The organism is Streptomyces sp. NPDC003943, from assembly GCF_053605265.1.
In genome coordinates this window covers 63,160-69,763 of record NZ_JBSGIW010000032.1, presented here as the reverse complement: position 1 = coordinate 69,763, position 6,604 = coordinate 63,160, and the positions used below count along the sequence as shown (strand labels likewise).

The following is a 6,604-nucleotide window of genomic DNA, read 5'->3' as shown; positions in this document are numbered from 1 at the left end:
AGAAGATCGTCGCGGTCGGCGACTACGACGTGGACCTGGCGCTCGCCGACCACATGGCGGTGCTGCGCTACGAGGACCGTCCGGGCGTCGTCGGCGTGCGGTACCCGCGGCCGCGTCAGACCGGGCACGAAGTCCCTCACCTCGACGCGGAGTTGTTCGGTGTCGACGGTGGCGGTCACGACCGCACCGTGGTCCGTGTGGACGAGCGCGTTCGTCACGAGCTCACTGGTGAGCAGTTCGGCGACGTCGGTGGCGCCCGGCCCGCCCCAGCCTCCCAGCATCGCGCGTAACGCATGCCGCACCTCCGGTACCGCGGTGAGATCGGCGCCTCCCACCTTTCTGAGCAGTTGAGTCGGCTGCTTCGCCTCCCCGGCCATACCCGGTAACCCCCACCCCGTCATCGGTTCGTCGTCCGTCGCCGTCCGTCGTCGTCGGATCGAACAGGCTCACGGGGATGCATGCCCCACCGGAAGGCACGCATTCAGGGGCGGGGCACGTTACGCAGATTGGATCGGGCCATCTGGAGCATCCGGCCCACTCCCCCGTCGAGCACGATCTTGCTGGCGGAGAGCGCGAAGCCGGTGACCATCTCCGCGCTGATCTTCGGTGGAATGGACAGGGCGTTGGGGTCGGTGACGACGTCGACGAGCGCCGGGCCCTTGTGCTTGAAAGCGTCCTTGAGGGCGCCCGCGAGGTGCTTGGGCTTCTCCACCCGGACGCCGTAGGCGCCCGCCGCCCGGGCGACGGCGGCGAAGTCGGGGTTCTTGTTGGCCGTTCCGTACGAGGGGAGTCCGGCCACCAGCATCTCCAACTCCACCATGCCGAGGGAGGAGTTGTTGAAAAGCACCACCTTCACGGGCAGGTCGTACTGGACGAGGGTGAGGAAGTCGCCCATGAGCATGGTGAATCCGCCGTCACCGGACATCGCCACGACCTGCCGGCCGCGGTCGAGGAACTGCGCGCCGATGGCCTGCGGCAGGGCGTTGGCCATGGAGCCGTGGCTGAAGGAGCCGCTTGGCGAGCCGGTCGGCGGACCGCTTCGTGTCGAGGAAGAGGATGACCCGGCCGTCACGGGCCGCGATGCGCGTGGTGACTGCCTTCTTGTCGGTCTCGTCCAGGAGGTGGAGCACGTGGTGCTCCATGGTGGTCACCGCGCCGGCGGACGGGTCCACGGAGTGCACGACCGGGTCGGTCAGGAAGCGCTGCACCAGGCGGTCGATGTTGGCGTCCAGGGTGGCCGAGAAGAGCATGCGCTGGCCGTCCGGCCGCACCCGCTGGATCAGCTTGGTGACCTGCGGCAGGAAGCCCATGTCGGTCATCTGGTCGGCTTCGTCGAGGACCGTTATGCGGACGTCGTCGAGTACGCAGTCGCCGCGCTCCACCAGGTCGTTGAGCCTGCCGGGGCTCGCCACGAGCACCTCGGCGCCGCGCCGCAGGGCGGCCGCCTGCCGGGTGATGGACAGCCCGCCGACCACGGTGGTCAGCCGGAGGTTCACGGCCGTGGCGTACGGGGTCAGCGCGTCCGTCACCTGCTGGGCGAGTTCACGCGTGGGGACGAGCACGAGGGCGAGGGGCGCCTTGGGCTCGGCCCGCAGTCCGGCCGTACGGGCGAGCAGCGCGAGTCCGAACGCGAGGGTCTTGCCGGAGCCGGTGCGGCCGCGTCCCAACAGGTCGCGCCCGGCCAGCGAGTTGGGCAGCGTGGCGGCCTGGATGGGGAAGGGGGTGGTGACGCCCTGCGCGGTGAGGGTCTTCAGCAGCCCCGCGGGCAGGTCCATGCCGGCGAAGTCCTCGACGGCGGGAAGCGCGGGCGTCGTGCTTTCCGGCAGCCGGAACTCCTTCGGCGACGACGGGGCCGGTGACGGCGACGAGGCGCGCCGGTTGGACTTCGGGGACCTACGGGACATGCAGTTGTCTGCCTTCCTGGAATCCTGGAAACAGCGCAAACCGGGGTCCGCACCATGACGGTGCGGACCCCGGCGAGCGGATACGCGTGTGGCGATCAGGCGGGGACGATGTTCTCCGCCTGCGGGCCCTTCTGGCCCTGCGTCACGTCGAAGCTGACCCGCTGGCCCTCGCGGAGCTCACGGTAGCCCTGGGTGGCAATGTTCGAGTAGTGGGCGAAGACGTCCGGGCCGCCGCCGTCCTGCTCGATGAAGCCGAAACCCTTTTCGGCGTTGAACCACTTCACGGTTCCCTGTGCCATGATCTTCTCCTTCTGTAGGCAGAGGCCCCATCCGGAGATGCCGGAAAAACAAAATATGCGCCTGCAGGGACAAGCATTCCTGTCAGGCGCGCATAGGTTCATGGGTACCACAACTGCAACTTCGTAAGTGTAACACATGGAGCTGATTTCATGATCGAAGGACGCCTGCTCAGGGCGCACGACCGGCCGGCGACGCCGTGGCGCAACGGCGGCGGCGTGACCCGCGAGGTCGCCGCCGGCCCGGCCGAGGCGGGCCTGGACGACTTCGTCTGGCGGGTGAGCCTCGCCGACGTCGCGACCGGCGGCCCCTTCTCCGCCTTCCCGGGCGTCGATCGCGTCATCACGGTCGTCGACGGGCCGGGCATGGAGCTGACCGTCGACGGGACCCCGCACACCGTCGCCGACCCGTACGAGCCCTTCGCCTTCTCCGGCGACGCCGCCACCGGCTGCCGGCTCCTCGGCGGCCCCATCGTCGACTTCAACGTGATGACGCGCCGCGACGCCGCGACGGCGGACGTCCGCGTGGAGCGCGAGGAGTTCACCGTCGCTCCGCGGAGCGGAACCCAGACCCTGGTGATCGCGCTGGCGGGCACGGCGACGGCCGCCGAACCGGGCGTCACCCTCGACCGGTTCGACGCGATCCTGCTCCCCGCCGACGAGGCGGCCGTCTTCCACGTCGACGGCGTGACCGCCGTCGTCACCATCAGGCCCGCGAAGGGCTGACGCCCGTCCGGCCGGGTCAGGAGACCGACCGGCCGAAGAACTCCAGTTCCGCCACGGCCACCTGCTTGCGCGCGTCGGCCCGCCAGGCCGTGCGCAGCACCAGGCGCACCGACATCGCGTCGCGGACCCGGACGCCGAGGCGCTGGGCGCCGCCGTCGTTGACCGTGTGGTGCGAGACGTGGGCGGTGCCGGAGGAGTCGGTGACCACGAGGTCGAAGGTGCGCGGGGTCGCCTGCTCGTCGGACTGCGTGGTCGTCCTCGAACTGCCGGGAGTGATCAGGACGTCGAGGAGGTCGGTCGGCTCGCCGAAGCGTGCCTCCAGGTACTGGCCCGCCGAGTCGCCCGCGTAGCCGGTGCCCCACCACGTGTTGGAGTAGCCGTCGCCGGCCAGCAGGGGCGCCTGCTTCGGGGCGGAGTGGGACGCGGCCCAGGAGACGGGGTGGACGGCGACGCGGGTGGCGAAGTGGTCCTGGACGGCACGGGCGGCGGGCGGGCCGCCGACGACGCCGCCCACCACCACGGTCACCACGCCCGCGGCGACCAGCGCGCGGGCGATCCAGTGGCGGCGGTCACGGGGCAGGCCGGGGCGCTGACCCGCGTACGGGCCGTCGGCCGGGGCCGGCTGCTCCGGTGCCATCGGCGTCGCGCAGAAGCGGCAGAAGCGGCGGCCGGGGACGTTCGGGCGCGCGCAGGCCGGGCACGGCGGGCCGTCGGGAGCCGCCGCGGGCACCTCGGCGGTACGGGCGGCGGGCGCCGGCGCCTCCGGGCGGGCCGGGAGCACGGGAGCGGCGACGGCGTCGGGCTCGTCCGCCTCGTGCTCCGGGACCGGGACCAGGAGGGAGCGCACGACGGTGTCCTCGGGGCCGGCCGGCGCGGGCGCTTCGACGGCCGCACGCTCCACCGTCGGGTCCTCGGTCGAGACCTCCGTCGAGACCTCCGTCGAGACCTCGGCCGAGACCTCGGCCGACCGGGCGTTCCAGCGCAGGAACGCCCCGCAGCTGTCGCAGAACGACTGGTCGGTGGCGCGCACCGGGCTCGCGCAGTCCGGGCAGGGGCGGGTCGACGCGGGCGCGTCACTCATGGGATCGGGCTCCTTCGGAGGTTCGGGTAGAGGGCGTCACGGCCACCGTGAACGGCAGGTGCGCGGGCCGGGCCGCCGCCACGACCGCGCGCAGCCGGTACGGGTCCACGGCGGCGGGGTCGGCGACCCGGAGCGTGACGTGCACCCCGGGCTCGGGGGCACCGGGGAACGGGCCGAGCGGGCGGACGGACCAGCTCGCGCCGCCGCTCTCGGTGATCTCGGGCATGACGCCGAAGGCGAGCCGGACGGCGAGGGCGAGACCCCGGCGGGTGCCGCGCACCCGGTGCAGGGCGACGGCCGAGGCGACCGCCTGCCTGCGCAGCTCCGGCGGCTCGATGCCCGCCGGCTCCGCGCCGACCCAGGTCGCGAGGTAGTCGACGAAGTCGTCGGGGGCGAGAGCGGGCGAGAAGTACGCCGCGAGCGAGTCGAGGACATGGAAGAGCGGCGCGAGGACCACGTCGAGGCCGGCCACGAACCGCTGCCCGAACTCGTCCTCCGCGTACACGGCGGGCAGCGCCGCGCCCAGCGGGTGCGGGGTCGCGAGCCCCGGCACCGTACCGCGCGAGGAACGGCTCACCGAACCCCTCACCGCGCCTCGATCACACGGACGTGGTGGTCGAAGGGGAAGAGCAGCGCGGACGGCGCCAGTTCGATCCGGTCCGTCGTGTCGCCCCGCCGCCCGGTCAGCGGATCGGCCGGATGCAGCAGGACCTCGTCCACCAGCTCCACGCCCGGCACCCGCTGCAGCGCGGCGAAGATCTCGCCGGCCCGCAGCGGACGCCCGAACGGCCAGCCCTCGCCGTGCGCGCCGCCGGTCAGCGGGTCCAGGTACGCGTACAGCGTGTCGAGGGCCTCGGCCCGCACCCGCTCCGCCCCCGCCGCGCGGAAGCAGTGCAGCGTCGCGACCACCGTCACGCCCTGGTAGTACGGCGGCCCCACGGCCAGCCGGGTGCCCAGCGGGCGCCGCTCGTCGAGGAAACCGCTCACCCGGGACAGCAACTCCTCGCCCGGCACGAGCTGTTCGAAGCGCAGCCGGCCGCCGCGGTCGGGCACCGCCTGCGGTACGACGAGGACCCGGACCGCGTTCTCGCCCGCCTCGGCCGCGTCCGCCGCCAGGCAGGAGATCCGCGCGGCCTCGGGCGCGGCGCGCCGGGCCAGCTCCTCGTAGTCGCGGGCGGTGACGGCCCGCTCCTGCGCCCGCAGGGTGATGGGCGCCCGCGCCTTGGCCTCCTCGACGGTCTCCCCGTCCACGCCGCCGCGGGCCGCCTCGCGGTTCTCGACCCGGGCGATGTACGGGATGGAGCTGCGCAGCACGGTGATCGTGGACCGCGCCACGTTGCCCGCCCGGCCGCCTCCGGTGCCGTAACGCACCGCGCGGATCGCCGCGCCCTTCGGCGGCACGGCGCCGAACTGCCGTACCGTGCCGTCGGGTTGGCGGACGGCGGGACCGAAGGAGATCTCGCCGGTGGCCGCGTCGAGGGTGACGTGCCGGTCGCCGGGGCGGGACGAGGCGAAGTCGGGGACGACGGTCCACTCCTGCCAGCCCGCGTCCGGGTCCTCCTCGTCTCCGTCACCGTCCCCGACGACACCGGTCGCCCGCTCGGCGACCTGGAGCAGCAGCGGCGGCCGGTCCACCACGGGCGCGTGCGCGAGCCGGATCCGCTGCGCGGGCACGCCCTCGGACTCGCCCAGCGGCTCGTCCCGCACCGTCTCGGCGTGCGCCGCGCGCACGGTGCCGCCGATGGTGAAGGCACCCGCGGCCCGTACCGTCGGCGACTCGCTGTACGACGGCAGCCCGGCCACCGGCTCGACCACCCGGCAGCGCACCCAGCCCGCCTCGTGACCGCCGAGCCGGGACACCGCGTGCCCGGACGGCATGTGCAGGACCACCTCGCCCGGCCGGTTGAGACCGCCCGTGGAGTCCTCGTCGACCTCGCACACCGTCCACCCGCCGGCCGTCGTCCAGGCCTCCCACACCAGCGGCGGCCGGCGCGGATCCACACCGACGCCGTCCACCCGGCTGTCCAGGTCGAGCACCAGCACACAGTCCGGCACGGCCGCCGAGAGACCGAGGAGCAGCGCGTCGCCGATCCGCGGCGACGGCGTGAAGACCGGGATGTCGGCGCCGCCGAGGACGTCCTGCGTGCGGTCCTCGGGCGCGCCGCCGGCTTCCTGGCGCAGCAGCCGCGTCAACTCGCAGGGTACGACGGTCAGATCCGCGACGGTCGCGAAGACGACCGCCTCCTCCGTCTCCGTGCGCCCGGTGGCCACCTCCGTGCCGGCCGGCAGGAGCACCGGCTCGGGCTGCGGCGCGGACAGCCGGAAGGTGACCTCGGCGTGCGCGGCGGCGGGCGGGAACAGCGTCACGCCCAGCAGGTCCAGGAAGGCCAGGTGGTTCTTCTCCGGGACCCGGTTGAGCCGGTAGACCAGCTGGTCGGCCATGTGGGCGACGGCCTCGATCAGGGTCACGCCGGGGTCCGAGACGTTGTGGTCCGTCCACTCGGGACACGCCTGCTGGACATAACGCTTGGCGTCGTCGACGAACTGCTGGAAACGCCGGTCGTCGAGATGGGGTGCGGGCAGGGCCATGGCGGGGC

The 6,604-nt window shown here is 73.4% G+C and carries 5 protein-coding genes and 3 pseudogenes; 1 reads left to right on the top strand and 7 read right to left on the bottom strand.

Annotated elements, in window-relative coordinates; all coding sequences use genetic code 11:
- The 4 genes and pseudogenes from ACWEV0_RS16125 to ACWEV0_RS16110 form a co-directional block, all read right to left on the bottom strand.
- Positions 1-281, bottom strand: a pseudogene (locus ACWEV0_RS16125) (hypothetical protein); the annotation flags it as partial.
- A gap of 200 nt (positions 282-481) precedes the next feature.
- Positions 482-1,012: pseudogene (locus ACWEV0_RS16120) on the bottom strand (thiamine pyrophosphate-dependent enzyme); the annotation flags it as partial.
- Positions 966-1,904 (bottom strand): annotated as a pseudogene (locus ACWEV0_RS16115) (DEAD/DEAH box helicase); the annotation flags it as partial. The pseudogenes ACWEV0_RS16115 and ACWEV0_RS16120, both read right to left, overlap by 47 nt.
- A 95-nt stretch (positions 1,905-1,999) precedes the next feature.
- A complete protein-coding gene (locus ACWEV0_RS16110; RefSeq protein ID WP_389217499.1) occupies positions 2,000-2,203 on the bottom strand; it encodes a cold-shock protein in 204 nt (67 codons plus the stop codon).
- 150 nt (positions 2,204-2,353) lie between these two features.
- Here ACWEV0_RS16110 and ACWEV0_RS16105 point away from each other — a divergent pair, with 150 nt between their 5' ends.
- Positions 2,354-2,926 (top strand): HutD/Ves family protein, encoded by a 573-nt coding sequence (locus tag ACWEV0_RS16105; protein WP_453149911.1) that lies wholly within the window; start codon positions 2,354-2,356, stop codon positions 2,924-2,926.
- Between the two features lie 16 nt (positions 2,927-2,942).
- On the opposite strand, the gene ACWEV0_RS16100 is transcribed toward ACWEV0_RS16105, so the two are convergent.
- Genes ACWEV0_RS16100 through ACWEV0_RS16090 form a run of 3 tightly spaced genes read right to left on the bottom strand, consistent with a single transcriptional unit; the run spans position 2,943 to position 6,596 of the window.
- The gene (locus ACWEV0_RS16100; RefSeq protein ID WP_453149910.1) at positions 2,943-4,007 is read right to left on the bottom strand and encodes an NADase-type glycan-binding domain-containing protein; all 1,065 of its coding nucleotides are present in this window, start codon (positions 4,005-4,007) and stop codon (positions 2,943-2,945) included.
- The gene (locus ACWEV0_RS16095) at positions 4,000-4,584 is read right to left on the bottom strand and encodes a phage tail protein (protein WP_453149909.1); all 585 of its coding nucleotides are present in this window, start codon (positions 4,582-4,584) and stop codon (positions 4,000-4,002) included. Before ACWEV0_RS16095 ends, ACWEV0_RS16100 begins: the two co-directional genes overlap by 8 nt.
- Before the next feature lie 8 nt (positions 4,585-4,592).
- Complete coding sequence (locus ACWEV0_RS16090; protein WP_453149908.1) at positions 4,593-6,596, bottom strand: putative baseplate assembly protein; 2,004 nt, start codon at positions 6,594-6,596, stop codon at positions 4,593-4,595.
- Positions 6,597-6,604: the final 8 nt, after the last annotated feature.

Bases quoted from the DNA above. Each gene is read 5' to 3' on its own strand.
- ACWEV0_RS16110 (WP_389217499.1), bottom strand. From the start codon at position 2,203: ATGGCACAGGGAACCGTGAAGTGGTTCAACGCCGAAAAGGGTTTCGGC.
- ACWEV0_RS16105 (WP_453149911.1), top strand. From the start codon at position 2,354: ATGATCGAAGGACGCCTGCTCAGGGCGCACGACCGGCCGGCGACGCCG.
- ACWEV0_RS16100 (WP_453149910.1), bottom strand. From the start codon at position 4,007: ATGAGTGACGCGCCCGCGTCGACCCGCCCCTGCCCGGACTGCGCGAGC.
- ACWEV0_RS16090 (WP_453149908.1), bottom strand. From the start codon at position 6,596: ATGGCCCTGCCCGCACCCCATCTCGACGACCGGCGTTTCCAGCAGTTC.